Annotated in this window: 14 protein-coding genes and 2 tRNA genes; 10 read left to right on the top strand and 6 right to left on the bottom strand. The window is 73.7% G+C overall.

The genetic code is table 11. From position 1 onward, the window contains the following. Positions 1-87: 87 nt before the first annotated feature. Positions 88-615, bottom strand: coding sequence for a DsbA family protein (locus tag IF43_RS0101360; RefSeq protein ID WP_030192824.1), 528 nt, complete (start codon positions 613-615; stop codon positions 88-90). Between the two features lie 171 nt (positions 616-786). Here IF43_RS0101360 and IF43_RS0101355 point away from each other — a divergent pair, with 171 nt between their 5' ends. Beyond that, positions 787-1,233, top strand: coding sequence for a hypothetical protein (locus tag IF43_RS0101355; RefSeq protein WP_030192821.1), 447 nt, complete (start codon positions 787-789; stop codon positions 1,231-1,233). A gap of 110 nt (positions 1,234-1,343) precedes the next feature. Further along, entirely contained in the window at positions 1,344-1,520 is a 177-nt protein-coding gene (locus IF43_RS41980; RefSeq protein ID WP_199922654.1) for a hypothetical protein, read from the top strand. 62 nt (positions 1,521-1,582) lie between these two features. Here the strand turns inward: IF43_RS41980 and IF43_RS0101345 are convergent, their stop codons facing one another. Continuing rightward, entirely contained in the window at positions 1,583-2,140 is a 558-nt protein-coding gene (locus IF43_RS0101345; protein ID WP_030192819.1) for a CGNR zinc finger domain-containing protein, read from the bottom strand. Between the two features lie 198 nt (positions 2,141-2,338). Next, positions 2,339-2,752 carry an SsgA family sporulation/cell division regulator gene (locus tag IF43_RS0101340; protein WP_030192817.1) on the bottom strand — a complete coding sequence of 138 codons (414 nt, stop codon included), beginning with the start codon at positions 2,750-2,752 and terminating at the stop codon, positions 2,339-2,341. Positions 2,753-2,929: 177 nt separating this feature from the next. Between IF43_RS0101340 and IF43_RS0101335 the strand changes: the two genes are divergently transcribed. Further along, complete coding sequence (locus tag IF43_RS0101335; RefSeq protein ID WP_030192814.1) at positions 2,930-3,406, top strand: TIGR02611 family protein; 477 nt, start codon at positions 2,930-2,932, stop codon at positions 3,404-3,406. A 118-nt stretch (positions 3,407-3,524) separates the two neighbouring features. Continuing rightward, a tRNA-Val gene (locus IF43_RS0101330) sits at positions 3,525-3,596 on the top strand. Positions 3,597-3,776: 180 nt separating this feature from the next. On the opposite strand, the gene IF43_RS0101325 is transcribed toward IF43_RS0101330, so the two are convergent. After that, positions 3,777-6,344: an SCO7613 C-terminal domain-containing membrane protein gene (locus IF43_RS0101325; protein ID WP_199922653.1), complete on the bottom strand. Its 2,568-nt coding sequence runs from the start codon at positions 6,342-6,344 to the stop codon at positions 3,777-3,779. A 139-nt stretch (positions 6,345-6,483) separates the two neighbouring features. On the opposite strand from IF43_RS0101325, the gene IF43_RS0101320 reads away from it, so the two are divergent. Together IF43_RS0101320 and IF43_RS0101315 are read left to right on the top strand one after the other, a co-directional pair. Beyond that, a complete protein-coding gene (locus tag IF43_RS0101320) occupies positions 6,484-6,960 on the top strand; it encodes an SRPBCC family protein (RefSeq protein WP_030192810.1) in 477 nt (158 codons plus the stop codon). A 39-nt stretch (positions 6,961-6,999) separates the two neighbouring features. Further along, positions 7,000-7,071 (top strand) — tRNA-Val (locus tag IF43_RS0101315). A gap of 124 nt (positions 7,072-7,195) precedes the next feature. Here IF43_RS0101315 and IF43_RS0101310 read toward each other — a convergent pair. Then, the gene (locus IF43_RS0101310; protein ID WP_030192808.1) at positions 7,196-7,921 is read right to left on the bottom strand and encodes a 3'-5' exonuclease; all 726 of its coding nucleotides are present in this window, start codon (positions 7,919-7,921) and stop codon (positions 7,196-7,198) included. Between the two features lie 241 nt (positions 7,922-8,162). Here IF43_RS0101310 and IF43_RS0101305 point away from each other — a divergent pair, with 241 nt between their 5' ends. The 4 genes from IF43_RS0101305 (at position 8,163) to IF43_RS0101290 (ending at position 12,742) form a co-directional block, all read left to right on the top strand. Then, positions 8,163-8,708: a DUF4365 domain-containing protein gene (locus IF43_RS0101305; RefSeq protein WP_030192806.1), complete on the top strand. Its 546-nt coding sequence runs from the start codon at positions 8,163-8,165 to the stop codon at positions 8,706-8,708. Next, on the top strand, positions 8,708-9,970 hold the full coding sequence (locus tag IF43_RS0101300) for a hypothetical protein (RefSeq protein ID WP_030192804.1): 1,263 nt from the start codon (positions 8,708-8,710) through the stop codon (positions 9,968-9,970). Before IF43_RS0101305 ends, IF43_RS0101300 begins: the two co-directional genes overlap by 1 nt. Before the next feature lie 146 nt (positions 9,971-10,116). Beyond that, on the top strand, positions 10,117-12,093 hold the full coding sequence (gene thrS, locus IF43_RS0101295) for a threonine--tRNA ligase (RefSeq protein WP_030192802.1): 1,977 nt from the start codon (positions 10,117-10,119) through the stop codon (positions 12,091-12,093). A gap of 88 nt (positions 12,094-12,181) precedes the next feature. Beyond that, positions 12,182-12,742: an HIT domain-containing protein gene (locus IF43_RS0101290; RefSeq protein WP_030192800.1), complete on the top strand. Its 561-nt coding sequence runs from the start codon at positions 12,182-12,184 to the stop codon at positions 12,740-12,742. Positions 12,743-12,833: 91 nt separating this feature from the next. On the opposite strand, the gene IF43_RS0101285 is transcribed toward IF43_RS0101290, so the two are convergent. After that, on the bottom strand, positions 12,834-14,492 hold the full coding sequence (locus tag IF43_RS0101285) for a hypothetical protein (RefSeq protein WP_030192798.1): 1,659 nt from the start codon (positions 14,490-14,492) through the stop codon (positions 12,834-12,836). Between the last annotated feature and the right edge of the window lie 31 nt (positions 14,493-14,523).

The raw sequence follows: 14,523 nt of genomic DNA, 5'->3' as shown, positions 1-14,523 counted from the left end.
CCAGGTCCCCCGGACCCCCGGTCCGGGGGACGGACCGACCGGGGGCGTGCGGCAGGGGCCCGCGGCGGCCGTGCGCCGACGGAGGCCCTAGCCGGCGTCGGCGGCCAGCAGGCGGTCGGCGATCTCCTCGATGCGGGCCCGCAGCCCCTCCTGGCTCTTGCCGCCGTCGAGGCGCTCGCCCCCGATCACGTACGTCGGCGTGCCCGTGACGCCGATGGCCTTGCCCTCGGCCTGGTCGGCGTCCACGATCAGGATGTGCCGGCCGTCGATGAGGGCGGTGTCGAACTCCTCGGCGTCCAGGCCGAGTTCCTTCGCGACGTCCAGCAGGACCGCCTCGCCGCGCCGGTCCAGTTCCGCGGTGCGCGCCAGCACGGCCTCGATGTACGGCCAGCCCCGGCCCTGCTCGAAGGCCTCCTCGGCGGCCTGCGCCGCGGCGAACGCGTGCTTGTGCTTCTCCAGCGGGAAGTGCCGCAGCCGGATGTCCATGCGGTCCCCGTACCGGGCCCGCAGGGCGCGCACGTCCTCCAGCGCGGCGTGGCAGTCGGGGCACTGGAGTTCGCACCACACGTCGAGGACGACGGGCTCGGTGGCGCCGGAAGGCTGGGTTTCGCTCATGCGCCCAGTCTTCCAGACGCCTCACGGAGGGGAGGAACCCCGAGATCCCCCGGAGATCCGGCCCCCGGGGGCTTCGGCCGTGGCCGCGGTGGACATGCACGATGCAGGATGGAAGGAACCGGACCACCGGACCGATCGCGGGACGGCGCACACACCAAGCTGGAGGACCGCATGCTCGCCGAGACCATCTGTTCCGCGGCGTCCGCGGCGGGCCTGGGCATCGCCGCGCTGACCGCCTACCGCAGGCGCTTCCTGACCGCCACGCGCATAGCGGCGTACTCGCTGGTGCCGATCGGCCTCGTGCTCACGGGGGTCGTGGCCTGGCTCGCCGGGATCGTCTTCAAGCCCTCGGTGTGGATCGGCTTCGGCCTGCTTGCGCTGGCCTGGGTGCTCCTCATGGCCACCCGCGCGGTCGAGCGCCGGGGCGGGGCCTCCCGCAAGGACCGGAAGGCCGCGGCCTCGGGTGCCGACCGGGGCTCGGTCGCACCCGGCGCGTCGACCCCCGCGGCCCCGTCGCTCGGAACGGCCCGGTCCGCCCCCGCCAAGCCCCGGCCGGCCGGGGCGCCGGAGGACGACTTCTCCGACATCGAAGCGATCCTGAAGAAGCACGGGATATGAGGAGATCCGCCACGAATCGGACGCGTTCTGGCCGAGGATGATCAACTCCCGCACCCGGTGGGCGTGTTGATCGCCGGTGTCGGGTCCGGTGCGCCATCATTCGCCCCGAGATGCTCGACACGTCGCGGGGCGAGCCCGCCACCACTGCGCCCGCGCCTGCCGCGTCCGAAGAGGACCCGCAGCGCGGCTGCCTCTTCGCGCTGTCGCAACCGCCCCTGATGATCTTCCTGACGGTCATCGGCACCCTGCTCCTGCTGGCGGCCACCCACGACCTGTTCCTCCTGTAGACCGTCCCTTCCGGAGGGAGCGTGATCCCGGGGCGGCGGGGCGGGGTCGGTGGGCCGGTGCGTTACTCGGCGGCTTCCTTGCGGCGGGCGCGGTAGGCGGCCACGTGGAGGCGGTTGCCGCAGGTGCGGCTGTCGCAGTAGCGGCGCGAGCGGTTGCGGGACAGGTCGACGAAGGCCCGCCGGCAGTCCGGGGCCTCGCAGCGGCGCAGCCGCTCGCGCTCGCCCGAGACCAGGATGAAGCTCAGCGCCATCCCGCAGTCCGCCGCGATGTGGTCGCCCACGGACGCGCCCGGCGCGAAGTAGTGCACGTGCCAGTCGTAGCCGTCGTGATCGGTCAGTCGCGGGGTGGTGCCCGCGGCGGCGACCAGGTCGTTCACCACGCCGGCCGCCTCGCGGGTCGTGGTGGCGGAGAAGATCTGCGCGAAGCGTCCCCGTACCGCCCGCACCCCCGCCAGGTCGCGGGCGCCGAGCTCGCCGACGTCACTGATCTCGTGCTGGTGCACGAACGTGCGCAGCGCCCCGACGTCCAGGAGCCCGTCGGGCCCACCCGGCTCGGGGGCGGTGTTCACGAGATCGACGACGACGTCGAGCGCGCGACGCGTGTCGTGGGGGATCTGCATGGTTCTCGCTCCCTGGGGACCACAGCGGGCGGGCCGGTGCCCGCCGATGTGGCCGAACTTTAGCGGCTTCCCCAAAAAGCGCACGGGCGCAGTCCGCGCGGGTGGCTCCCGCGAGAACTGCGCCCGCACTGCGTATGTGGTTGTCCGGCTCGCACCGTCGCCCCGAGTCGGACGGTGCGCAGCGGCTCCCGCCCTGGCTCAGCTTTCCGCCAGGATGTGGGAGAGCTCCTGGTCGAGGTCGAAGTGGCGATGCTCGGTGCCGGGGGGCACGGCCGCGTCGGTCCGCTTCAGGAACGACTCCAGGGCCCTCGCGGGGGCCTCCAGTAGGGCTTCTCCCTCCGGTGAGCTCAGGGCGATGCACACGACGCCCTGACCGTGGCTCCGGGACGGCCAGACGCGGACGTCGCCGGTACCGGTGGGCCGGTGCAGCCCCTCGGCGAGGAGGTCGCGGGCGAACACCCACTCGACCGTTTCCTCGGCGCCGGTGTGGAAAGTGGCGTGCACGGCGTAGGGGTCGGCCGTCTCGTACCGCAGGCCCGCGGGGACAGGCAGTGAGGACTCGCTCGACACAACGAGGCGCAGGTGCAGCTCGCAGCTGACCGTGGTGTTCATAAGCGCCAGGGCCTTTCGCTCAGTGTGCGCTCGGGGATTCGCACGTCGGCGAAATCGACATGCCACCTACGGTGCCGTTGTAAACCCCTCTGACCGTTTTGCGGTCGTTCAGGTACCTCTTACGGCGGATCCCACAAGCCGTTCACGTGTGCTGGGACCTCCGGTAGGTTGGCTCCCATGAATACGGGGAGTGACCACCGGGACGACGCGGAGAGCCCGGCCGGAGAGCGGGGCGACGCGGTCGGGCCCGCCGGAGGATCCGAGAACGGCCCGGACGAGGAGGCGCCGCTCGGCTCGCGGGCGCCGGCCTTCATCAAGCGGAGCCGGAGCCTGCACGTGAGCTGGCAGGTCGGCGTCTTCGTCGTCGGCCTCGCCGTCGTGGCCCTGGGCGTGATCATGCTGCCGCTGCCCGGCCCCGGCTGGCTGGTGATCTTCGCGGGCATGGCGATCTGGGCCACCGAGTTCGTCTGGGCCCAGCTCGTGCTCCGCTGGACCAAGCGCAAGGTCACGGAGGCGGCGCAGAAGGCCCTCGACCCGAAGGTCCGGCGGCGCAACATCATCCTGACCACCATCGGCCTGGTGATCGCCGGCACCCTGCTCGGGATCTACGTCTGGAAGTTCGGCTTCGTGATGCCGTGGAAGATCGGCGAGTGACCGGCCTCCGCACCGCCGGCGACCCGCTCGCGCCGCCGCCCGGCGGCCGGCGGGCGCCCGCTGGGCCGTCCGTGGTCCTGAGTACCCCCTGACATGGGGTAATGTTTGCGGTGCGCCCGGGCGATTAGCTCAGTGGGAGAGCGCTTCGTTCACACCGAAGAGGTCACTGGTTCGAACCCAGTATCGCCCACCCGGACACCGGCCCCGGAGACTCGACGAGTCTCCGGGGCCGGCTGCGTTTTCCGCCCCTGCGGGCTATCTCCCCCGCCGCCCCTCCCCGCCCCGCCTGCCGGACGGGACCGGGACGGCCGCCGGGGCCGGGGAGGGAGGGGCGGGAACCGACTGCGCCCCGGCCCTGCACGGGGTGCCCTCAGCGCATGCGGGTCAGGGCCTCGCGCAGGCGGCGGGCGTCCCGCAGGCGCTTCTCGTACGTCGCGCCGACCGCCAGGAGCAGGGCGCCCGCGAGGGCCGGCGGGAGCCAGCGCGGCAGGGCGTCGACGACCTGGACCACGTACGGGGCCAGCTCGTGCAGCCCGTCGAGCACCAGGACGCCACCGCCCAGCAGCAGCGGGGCCCCCAGCCGGCGCCGGGCCCCGGCCAGGGTCACCGCCAGCGCGCCCAGGCCGAGCAGGAGCGGGCGCAGCCAGTGCGGGTCGCTCCAGGCGGCCACCAGGCTCGGCACCAGCATCGCCGCCAGCCCCGGCCCGTACGCCGTCCAGGACGAGGCCCCGGGATCGCGCCGGCGGCGCAGCAGGCCCACCACCAGGGCCGGCACCGTCACCGGCAGCGTGTACGCCTCGGGGACGGTCACCCCGGAGGCGGCCAGCCGCACCCACGCCGCGAGTACGAACAGCACCCCGGCCGCGTAGCCGACCCGCCGCCGGTCCGGGCGCACCGCGGTGCCCGCGGCCAGCACCCCGCAGAGGCCCAGCACCAGGGCCAGCGCCGGCAGGTCGGTCAGCACCAGGCACACGGCCAGCGCCGCCGCCCCCGCGCCCGCCGCCTCGAAGGGCACCCGCGCCGGACGCGGCGCGCGCGCCACCGGCCGGGCCGCGACCAGTGCGACCACCGCGGAGACCGCCAGCACGAGCAGCGAACGGTACAGCGGCGCCGGCTCCAGCGCCCGGGCCGCGGCCAGCGCCAGCGCCACCGCCCATCCGACGGCCAGGCCCGCGGAGGTCCGCACCGCCCACTGCCGGCCCCGGGCGTCGAACGCCGCCGCGGTGAACAGCACCGCCAGGGCGCCCAGCACCGCGAACGTCCCCGGCCGCCCCACCAGCGCCAGCAGCGACACGCTCAGCGCGCCCGCCAGGGCGCACCCCGCCGCCGCCAGCGCCGCCCGGGCCTCGGGGGCCCGCAGCGCGAGCCCCGTGGCCGCCACGGTCAGGAGCACGTGCCAGGCGAGCACCGCCGGGTGGGGCAGCGCCGCCACGAGCGGGAGGAGGAACAGCCCGGCCCAGCCCAGGGCCACGGCCGCGGCGGCCGCCTCCGACCGACCCGACACCCGGAACAGGCGTGCCGCCAGCCCCGCCACCGCGAGCAGCACCACCGCGGCCGCGGTCGGCGCGGTCCAGTCCGCACCCGTCGCCGAGGGCGCCCGGCCCTCCCAGACCCCGCCCAGCACCTCGGCGGGCGACAGCAGCGCGACGAGCAGCGCGGGCAGCGCGGACACCCCGGCCAGCGCCGCCACTCCCGCACCGGCCCCGGCCAGGCCCCGGCGCACCGGGGTCGGCAGGACCGACACCGGCGCGGTCGACCGCACGAGCCCGCCGAGCCCCAGGAGCGGTACGGCGCACAGCAGGTAGGCCACCGCCGCCCAGCCCTCCGGCAGCGCGGCCCGCACCACGCCGCCCAGGGCCGCCACGGCCGCCAGCCCGGCGACCACAGCGAGCGCGGCCGCCCCCTGCACCCGCCCGGCGCCGGCACCGTTCCCCGCCGGGACGCCCAGGACGCCCGGGACGCCCAGCGCCCCCGCCGCCGCGTCGGACGTACCGGCCTTCGCCGCCGCGTCGGCCGCACCCGCTCCGGTCGGGCGCGGGGTCGCGCGGAACGCCGCGCCCAGGGCCAGCGCGGCGCCCGCCAGAAGAAGGGCGCCCGGGGCGACCGCGGAGGCCGGGGCGGCGGCCGAGGCCGAGAAGACCAGGCCGGCGAAGAGCGCCCAGCCGCCCACCGCGACACCGCAGGCCCCCGCCAGGACGCGCGCCGGCCGGCCGGGGGCCCGGAGCGTGGCGACCGCGTCCAGGACCGCCGTGCCGAGCAGCGCCCAGGCCACCCCCAGGGGCGGAGCCCCTGCGGCGACCGCCGCCAGCGGCAGCGGGAGCTGCGCCGTGAGCACCGCCGCCGGCAGCGGCAGCCGGAGCCCGCGCAGGGCCGAGCCGTAGCCGGCCCACAGGGCCGCGAGCACCCCGGCCGACCCCGCCGCGTACGCCGTGCCGTCCGTGTCGGGCAGGGCCACCGCGTAGAGCGCGTACGCGTCCAGCACCGTCAGCGCCATCCCCAGCGCGGCCACCGACTCGGCCGTCGAACGCAGCCCGCGGCGCAGCAGCACCACCGGCGCGGCCAGCGCGGCCGCCGTCACGGCGCCGAGCACGGCGGCCCGGCCACCGATCCCCATGGAGCCCCAGCTGACCACCGTGAACGCGAAGGCGGCCACCGCGAGCAGCACCGCGCCCAGCGCCAGCAGTACGTTCTGCGCACTCGGCCCGGACACCTCACGGTCCGCGCCGGGCGCGCCCACCGCAGCCGCCATCCCGGCGGGACCGGCGGCGGCCGGTCGCGGCGACCACGTCGGGAAGGGCGGCTGCGGGGCCACGGCCTGGTGCAGCACACTGACCAGCCAGGCCCGGCGGGCCAGCAACTGCGCACGGCGCGCGTCGAGTCGGACCAGCTCCTGATCGATCAGGACCAGCTCCTCGGCGGGCGGCGGAATTCTCTCCATGCCCGGAGTGTGGCGCCGGTCACGCACCGAGGACATGGGTGCGGATACTCAGATCGACCCGGATCCGCGGTGAGTAGTCCGCGGCCGCGCACCCGTCCCGCCGCGCATGGCCGGTGCCGTTCGCGCGCACACTCAACCCATGGACTGGAGCCACTACCGCTTCCGCAGCGTGTGGGACCTCCCCGCGCCCCCCGAGCGCGTCTTCGCCGTCCTCGCCGAGGCCGAGCGGTACCCTCGGTGGTGGCCCCAGATCCGCAGCGTCGCCCCCCGCGACCCGGACGACCCCGACGGGCGCGCCGGCACCGCCCGCTTCCGCTCCGTCCTCCCGTACGAGCTCGTCGTGACGGCCGCCGAGCGCCGCAGCGACCCGGCCGCCGGGGTACTGGAGATCGAGATGCGGGGCGACCTCGACGGCTGGGCCCGCTGGACGCTGAGTGCCTCGTCGCCCGGCCGCACCCGCGCCCTGTACGAGCAGGAGGTCGTGGTCCGCAAGCCCCTGATGCGGCGCCTCGCGGTCCCCGGGCGGCCGGTCTTCCTCCTGAACCACGCCCTGATGATGCGGGCCGGACGGCGCGGTCTGGTCCGGCTCCTGAGAGCCGAGTCGGGGGCGGTTTGAACCCACCCCCTCCGCACCTGTATTGTTCAGTGCGTTCCCGGGCGATTAGCTCAGCGGGAGAGCACTTCGTTCACACCGAAGGGGTCACTGGTTCGATCCCAGTATCGCCCACCGGGAGAGGCCGGTCCGTCGATGACGGACCGGCCTCAACTCGTTTCCGGAGCCGCCGCACCCGCCCCGAAGCCTCCGGCCGCTGCCGTGACCGGCCCGTCCCCGAGGGTCCTCCGCGCGTCCGTCACGCCGCCGCCGGCACCTCCGGGCGCAGCGGCCAGTGCGGATCCACCGCCTCCTCCGACCCGTTGCGCGCGAACCACGCCTGCAGCCCCCGTGCCTGCGCCGCGTGCCACACCGCCTGCAGCGCGTGCAGCTCCGCCGGGCTCAACCGCTCCAGGCGGCCCGCGAAGCGCCGGCCCACCGCCCGTACGACCTCCAGCGAGGCCACCGCGTCCGCGGCCGCGTCGTGCGCGCCCTCCAGCGCTATCCCGTAGTGCGCACACAGGTCGGTCAGCGTCCGGCGCCCCTTGCGGTAGCGGTCCAGGTGCTTGTCCAGCACCCGCGGGTCCAGCACGGTCAGCGGCCGGTTGTCCAGGTACCGCGCCAGCGACGACGCCCGGTGCCGGCGCAACTCCCGGTCCAGCAGCGTCAGGTCGAACGGCGCGTTCATCACCACCAGCGGCCGGCCCGCCGCCGACTGCTCGCCGAGCGCCCGGGCTATCTCCTCCACCACCGGCGCGGGCCACCGGCCGTTGTGCTGCAGGTGCTCGTCCGTCAGACCGTGCACCTCCGTGGCCTCCCGCGGTACCGGGATCCCCGGATTCACCAACCAGCGGGTGGCGCGCACCCGCCCGCCGGCGCACTCCTGCACGACCAGGGCGGCGGACACGATCCGGTCCTCCTCGACATCCACCCCGGTCGTCTCGGTGTCGAAAGCGGCCAGCGGCCCCTCAAACCAGCGCGTCATGTCCGAACTCCTCGTCCCCGATGGGCAGATGGCGCGCGCCGCGATCCGGCCACCCCTGCCCCCGAGACCGTGATACCCGGAGCCGTCCGCCACTACGCCGTTTGCGTCCCGGCTGACGCGGAGACAACACCACTGGGGGACCGTACAACTGAGCGGTCGTCATGGGATCCGGCAGCGGACCGGGAATCCGTCACCGGATCGATCGGCAATCGGCAGCCACACCCGGAAGGCCTGGGGAGCCATGGCGCTCGTACAGCCCGAGCGGACCGAGCCGCTGCGGGGCAATCTCGCCACCACCGCCTGCATGGAGACGCTCCAGGTGGGATACCTGCACGCCGTCGCCGCGGCCGCCGGCTGCTCGCTGTCCCAGCCGTTCCCGGACAACGGCGTGGACTGGCACGTCAGCCACGGCTCGCCGGGTCACACCGTCGACGACGAGGTGACCATCAAGGTGCAGCTCAAGGCCACGTATCAGGTGGCGCCCCGCCCGCCGGGGCCCAGCTTCGCCTTCACCCTCGACAACGACCACCTGGTCAAGCTCGCCCGCACCCCCGTGGCCGTGCACAAGATCCTCGTCGTGATGCTCGTCCCGCGCCGCCAGGAGGACTGGCTCAGAGCCGGCCACGACGCCCTGGACCTGCGCCACTGCTGCTACTGGACCAACCTGGCCGGACACGCCGTGACCGGCCGCACCCGGACCACCGTCCGCATCCCCACCTCGCGGATCTTCGACGACCGCGCGCTGTGCGAGATCATGACCCGGGTCGGGGTCGGAGGGAGACCTTGATGGAACGGTACGCGTACGGACCCCGCCTCCCGCACCGCGCCGAGCTGCCGCCCGACCCGGGGCAGCCCGTCCGGCCCGCACCCGGCGAGGTCGACCCCGCCGTCCTCGGCGCCCTGCTGCACCGGCACGGCTGGCAGCGGCGCGGCGGCGCACCCGGCCGGTACGCCCGCTGGACCCCGCCGCCCGGCGCCGGGCACGCCGCCGGCCACGCCGGCACCAGCCTGCTGGTCCCCGAGACGGCCGGCTTCCCCGACAGCGAGGACCTGCTCGGCGAGGCGCTCACCGCCCTCTCCCGCAGCCCGCTCGCCTCGGCCCGCGAGGTGCTCTACGGCCTGACCGTGCCCAGCGACGAGGTCCGCTGGTGGCGCGAGGTCCCCGAGGGGCCCGCCCCCGACGCCCTCCACGCCGACTCGTCCTGGGCCGCGCAGGAACGGCTGCGCTCCGCCGCCCACCAGCTGCTGCTCGCCGGCGCCCTGGCCGACCGGGCCCGGGCCGGCTACCACGGTGCCCGGCACCGCGCCCAGGCCGAGCGGGCGCTGGCCGGTGTCCTGGTCGGCCCCGCCCCCGGCGGGCGCCGGCTCACCGCCTTCGTCCCCGTCGACGGCGGCCGCGGCGCGGTCATCCGCCTCCACCACGCCCTGCACGCCACCCGCGAGGCCATCGACTACCGGCGGGCGACCGGAGGCATGGAGGCCTTCGACTCCGCCGTCGCCGCCGGGGTCAGCCGGGAACTGGCCGACGCGCTGATCGCCCTGGTCACGGGCGCCGAGGGGGCCCGCATCGGGCTCGCCTGGGCGCCCGCGGCGGGCACCCCGGCCGGCTGCGCCGCCCGCCCCGAGCCCGTCGAGTTCTCACCCGGCGACCTGCCCCTGCTGCGCGAGGCCGCCGAGCGCTACACCCGCGACGAGCCGGCCGTACCGGTGCGGATCGCCGGGGCGGTCGTGCGGATGCGCCGGTCCGCCGCGCGCGGCGGCGGCACCGTACGGCTGAAGGTGCTGGCCGGGGCCGAGGTGCCGTACGTGCGGACCGTCCTCGACGAGGAGGCGTACCAGGTCGCCGGGCACGCGCACCTGGTCGGCCTGCCCATCCGGCTCAGCGGGCGGCTCCAGCGGCGCGGCGGCTTCCGGCGGCTCAGCGACGCCGCGGACGTGGCACCCGTACCGCTGGACGAGGTGGAGCGGGACCGGCTCATGAAGTCGCTGCAGGAGAGCGAGACGGGCTTCGACTTCCTCGGGGAGGTCTGCGGCGGCAGCGCGGACTGACCGGCCGGGCGGAGGGAGGCGGAGGGAGAGGTTCCGCCGCGTCCGCCGGATGAGGCGTAACCGTTTCGCGGGCCACCCCATCCGCTCGGTACGATTCAGGCGCGCGCAGTGACCGCTGGCGCATTCCCCTGAGTCAGGAGAGACCGGTGTCAGACGTCCGTGTGATCATCCAACGCGATTCCGAGCGGGAAGAGCGCGTGGTGACGACGGGCACTACGGCGGCGGACCTCTTCTCCGGCGAGCGCACCGTGATCGCCGCGCGCGTGGCGGGCGAGCTGAAGGACCTCGAGTACGTGGTCCGGGACGGCGAGACCGTCGAGCCGGTGGAGATCTCCTCCGAGGACGGCCTGAACATCCTGCGCCACTCGACCGCGCACGTCATGGCGCAGGCCGTGCAGGAGATCTTCCCCGAGGCGAAGCTGGGCATCGGCCCGCCGGTGCGGGACGGCTTCTACTACGACTTCGACGTCGCCAAGCCCTTCACCCCCGATGACCTCAAGGCCATCGAGAAGAAGATGCAGGAGATCCAGAAGCGGGGCCAGAAGTTCTCCCGCCGCGTGGTCACCGACGAGGCGGCCCGCGAGGAGCTCGCCGACGAGCCGTACAAGCTCGAGCTCATCGGCATCAAGGGCTCCGCGAGCTCCGACGACGGCGCGAACGTCGAGGTGGGCGGCGGCGAGCTGACCATCTACGACAACCTCGACGCGAAGACCGGCGAGCTGTGCTGGAAGGACCTCTGCCGCGGTCCCCACCTGCCCAGCACGCGTGCCATCCCGGCCTTCAAGCTGATGCGCAACGCCGCCGCCTACTGGCGCGGCAGCGAGAAGAACCCGATGCTCCAGCGCATCTACGGCACCGCGTGGCCGTCGAAGGACGAGCTCAAGGCCCACCTCGACTTCCTCGCCGAGGCCGAGAAGCGCGACCACCGCAAGCTCGGCACCGAGCTCGACCTCTTCTCCATCCCGGACGAGATCGGCTCCGGCCTGGCCGTCTTCCACCCCCGCGGCGGCATCATCCGCCGTGCCATGGAGGACTACTCGCGCAAGAAGCACGAGGAGCACGACTACGAGTTCGTGTACTCCCCGCACGCCACCAAGGGCGCCCTCTTCGAGAAGAGCGGCCACCTGGACTGGTACGCGGAGGGCATGTACCCCCCCATGCAGCTCGACGGTGGTACGGACTACTACCTCAAGCCCATGAACTGCCCGATGCACAACCTGATCTTCGACGCGCGCGGGCGCTCCTACCGTGAGCTGCCGCTGCGCCTGTTCGAGTTCGGCACCGTGTACCGGTACGAGAAGTCCGGCGTCGTCCACGGCCTGACCCGGGCCCGGGGCTTCACGCAGGACGACGCGCACATCTACTGCACCCGTGAGCAGATGGCCGAGGAGCTCGACCGCACCCTCACGTTCGTGCTGGACCTGCTGCGCGACTACGGCCTGACCGACTTCTACCTGGAGCTGTCCACCAAGGACCCGGAGAAGTACGTCGGCTCCGACGAGGCGTGGGAGGAGGCCACCGCGGTCCTCCAGCAGGTCGCCGAGAAGCAGGGCCTCCCGCTGACCCCCGACCCGGGCGGCGCGGCCTTCTACGGCCCGAAGATCTCCGTGCAGGCGCGCGACGCCATCGGCCGTACCTGGCAGATGTCGACCGTGCAGCTCGACTTCAACCTGCCGGAGCGCTTCGACCTCGAGTACACGGCGGCGGACGGCTCGCGCCAGCGGCCGGTCATGATCCACCGTGCGCTGTTCGGCTCGATCGAGCGGTTCTTCGCGGTGCTGCTGGAGCACTACGCGGGTGCCATGCCGCCGTGGCTCGCGCCGGTCCAGGCGGTGGGCATCCCGATCGGCGACGGGCACGTCGAGTACCTGCAGGAGTTCGCCGCCGAGGCGAAGAAGAAGGGCCTGCGGGTCGAGGTGGACGCCTCCTCCGACCGCATGCAGAAGAAGATCCGCAACCACCAGAAGCTCAAGGTCCCGTTCATGATCATCGTCGGTGACGAGGACATGGCCGCCGGCACCGTCTCCTTCCGCTACCGCGACGGTTCGCAGGAGAACGGCGTCCCGAAGGCCGACGCCCTGGCCAAGCTGGTCCAGGTCGTCGAGGACCGCGTGCAGGTCTGAGCCGCCGGGGCGAAGGCCCGAGACAGCGTGTGGAGGCCTCCGGAAACGACTTTCCGGGGGCCTTCCTCGTGGCCCGGCCCCAGGTCATATGCTGCATGGCATGACGAGTGAGCCGGTGCAGCAGAACGGCGTGGGGACGCAGGACGCGTTCCAGCGCCTGTGGACCCCCCATCGGATGGCGTACATCCAGGGCGAGAACAAGCCCACCGGCCCGGCGGCCGGCGACGGCTGCCCGTTCTGCGGGATCCCGGAGATGTCCGACGAGGACGGGCTCGTCGTGGCGCGCGGCAAGCACGTGTACGCGGTGCTCAACCTCTACCCGTACAACGGCGGGCACCTGATGGTCGTCCCCTACCGGCACGTCGCCGACTACACCGAGCTCGACGGCCCGGAGACGGCCGAACTGGCCGACCTCACCAAGCGGGCCATGGTGGCACTGCGCAAGGCCTCGGGCGCGCACGGCTTCAACATCGGCATGAACCAGGGCAGCGCGGCCGGCGCCGGCATCGCGGCCCACCTGCACCAGCACGTCGTGCCGCGCTGGGGCGGGGACACGAACTTCATGCCGGTGGTCGGCCACACCAAGGTGCTGCCGCAGCTGCTGGCCGACACGCGGTCGATGCTGGCCGACGCCTGGCCCACCGACTGAGCCCCGCCGGACACCACGGCACGAGGCCCGTACGGACGACCGTACGGGCCTCGTGGCATGTGCGGACGGACCGCGGGCCGCGGGCCTGCGGCTAGGCGTCGTACAGGTCCGCCTTGCGCGGCGACACGTCCTGCACCAGGCCGCTGACGACCATCGAGCGGTTGCTGAAGCGCTCGGTGTCCACGCCGTTCTCCTCCAGCACCTTCATCGCGGCGGAGTGCACCACCCGCAGCACCGGGGTCGCGGCGCGCATCGCGTCGTCGGCCATGAAGCGGTGGCGCCAGGGCTGGTCGGCCCACACGTGCCGGATGCCGAACGGCTCCGGCAGGACGATCTTGCCGCCGAGGAAGGTGAGGATCGGCGGGTACCAGCTGATCAGTGCCCGGACGCCGAGGCGGACGACCTCGTTGGTGTCGACGAGGGGGAGCGTCACCTCGTACGTCTCCCACGGCTTGAAGGTCTTGGCCAGCTCCTTGGTCTTGGGGGCCGACTTGGAGGTGAACAGGCCGTTGACCGGACCGAGGGCATGGCCGGTGACCTCCACCCGGAGGGTCTGGTAGAGCACGGTGACCGTGCACAGCATCGTCAGGACGAGCTGGCCGTCCCAGAGGGTGAACTGGACGCCCAGGTAGTGCCGGTTGCCGCTGCCGAACTGCTGCTCGTTGCAGATCTTCGTGATCTCCTGGGAGGAGATCTGGAAGCTGTCGGGGCCGTCGCCGGAGGGGCGGGCCACCTCCTTCGCGCCCTCGCCGACCGGGCTGACGATCCAGTGCTTGACCGAGGGGGTCGGGAAGCCGCCGGTGTGGAGCGGACCCAGGTGGAGCTGGGTGAGCTGCTTCTGGATGGCGCGGATGACGTCGAAGCTGCGGAACGGGTGGATGTCCACGCCCGGGGTGGCGGAGGAGAGGTCCTCCGCCATCTGCCAGCTGCCCCAGCGGGTCCCCATGCCGAGTATGCCCTTGGGGCCGGCGTAGAAGACGGTGTTGCTGCGGTCCTCGGCGGTGAGCTTGGCGAGCTGCTTGCGCAGCTCCTCGGCGGCGCTCTCGCCCGGGTCCTGGGGGACCGCGTGCGGGATCTTGGCGCCGATGCCGTCGCCCGAGAGCAGGCCGTCCCAGCGGGCGCGCAGGTCGTGGGCGGTGGTCTCGCAGATGCGCTTGGCCAGCGTCCAGCCGACCACCGGCGCGATGATCATGCCCCGGAGGTAGTAGCCCCAGAAGCCGGTGAAGGGCAGCCGGAACATCAGGACGGCGGCGAGTATGCCGATGCCGACGAGCACGGCGGTGCCGATCCAGGTGGCCTTCCTGTCGTCCTGGCGGCCCGCGAGGGTCCTGCGCAGCTGGAACAGGGCGATCCACAGGAGCATGCCCGGCAGGAAGACCACCCCGCACAGGAACATGACCAGGCGGAGCTTCTGGTCGCGCTCCTTGCGGATGCGGGAGGCGGCCAGGCAGTGCTCGACCACGCTCTGCGGCTCGGCTCCGAAGGACTGGATGAGCGGCTTGCGCTTGCCGCCGAGCATGCGCGCCTCGACAGCCGTGCAGAAGGCCTCCCCGAGGTTGGGTTCGAAGAGCGAGAGCTTGCCCTTCTTCACCTCGGTCTTGTGCCAGTCGTTGTCCGCCTTGGTGATGTCGCCGACGGGACTGTCCCGGTACGCCGCCGAGGCCAGGGCGTTCGTCGCCGCGGTCTGGCCGCCGGCGCCCTGGAGCGGGACCTGTGCTCCGGGCCTGAAGTCGAAACTCTCGTCCGCCACCGCTGCCCCCACCCTCACGTGCCTGCGACCG

Origin of the sequence: Streptomyces sp. NRRL S-87 (genome assembly GCF_000719335.1) — a bacterium.
Lineage (GTDB): Bacteria > Actinomycetota > Actinomycetes > Streptomycetales > Streptomycetaceae > Streptomyces.
Note: the sequence above shows the minus strand (reverse complement) of the source record. Positions and strands in the feature narration are given on the sequence as shown.

Excerpts from the sequence above, each read along its gene's own strand:
- IF43_RS0101360 (WP_030192824.1), bottom strand. The coding sequence starts at position 615 with ATGAGCGAAACCCAGCCTTCCGGCGCCACCGAGCCCGTCGTCCTCGAC.
- IF43_RS0101355 (WP_030192821.1), top strand. The coding sequence starts at position 787 with ATGCTCGCCGAGACCATCTGTTCCGCGGCGTCCGCGGCGGGCCTGGGC.
- IF43_RS41980 (WP_199922654.1), top strand. The coding sequence starts at position 1,344 with ATGCTCGACACGTCGCGGGGCGAGCCCGCCACCACTGCGCCCGCGCCT.
- IF43_RS0101345 (WP_030192819.1), bottom strand. The coding sequence starts at position 2,140 with ATGCAGATCCCCCACGACACGCGTCGCGCGCTCGACGTCGTCGTCGAT.
- IF43_RS0101340 (WP_030192817.1), bottom strand. The coding sequence starts at position 2,752 with ATGAACACCACGGTCAGCTGCGAGCTGCACCTGCGCCTCGTTGTGTCG.
- IF43_RS0101335 (WP_030192814.1), top strand. The coding sequence starts at position 2,930 with ATGAATACGGGGAGTGACCACCGGGACGACGCGGAGAGCCCGGCCGGA.
- IF43_RS0101325 (WP_199922653.1), bottom strand. The coding sequence starts at position 6,344 with ATGGAGAGAATTCCGCCGCCCGCCGAGGAGCTGGTCCTGATCGATCAG.
- IF43_RS0101320 (WP_030192810.1), top strand. The coding sequence starts at position 6,484 with ATGGACTGGAGCCACTACCGCTTCCGCAGCGTGTGGGACCTCCCCGCG.
- IF43_RS0101310 (WP_030192808.1), bottom strand. The coding sequence starts at position 7,921 with ATGACGCGCTGGTTTGAGGGGCCGCTGGCCGCTTTCGACACCGAGACG.
- IF43_RS0101305 (WP_030192806.1), top strand. The coding sequence starts at position 8,163 with ATGGCGCTCGTACAGCCCGAGCGGACCGAGCCGCTGCGGGGCAATCTC.
- IF43_RS0101300 (WP_030192804.1), top strand. The coding sequence starts at position 8,708 with ATGGAACGGTACGCGTACGGACCCCGCCTCCCGCACCGCGCCGAGCTG.
- IF43_RS0101290 (WP_030192800.1), top strand. The coding sequence starts at position 12,182 with ATGCTGCATGGCATGACGAGTGAGCCGGTGCAGCAGAACGGCGTGGGG.